The following is a 232-nucleotide window of genomic DNA, read 5'->3' as shown; positions in this document are numbered from 1 at the left end:
GAAGCGCACGCGGCGGGTGGTGATGGCGTCCGTCGCGGGCAACGCGATGGAGTGGTACGACTTTTTCATCTACGGCACGGCGGCGGCGCTGGTGTTCGGCGAGCTGTTCTTTCCCAAGGGCACCGATCCGCTGCTGGGCACCATGGGCGCCTTCGCAGGCTTCGCGGTGGGGTTCCTCGCGCGGCCGCTGGGCGGCGTGGTGTTCGGCCATATCGGCGACCGCTATGGCCGC

The 232-nt window shown here is 69.4% G+C and carries 1 pseudogene; it reads left to right on the top strand.

What is annotated here, in order from left to right:
• Window positions 1-232, top strand: a pseudogene (locus tag SB751_RS35680) (MFS transporter); the annotation flags it as partial.

The organism is Cupriavidus sp. SIMBA_020 (genome assembly GCF_046535395.1).
GTDB classification, from domain to species: Bacteria; Pseudomonadota; Gammaproteobacteria; order Burkholderiales; family Burkholderiaceae; genus Cupriavidus; species Cupriavidus campinensis.
Note: the sequence above shows the minus strand (reverse complement) of the source record. Positions and strands in the feature narration are given on the sequence as shown.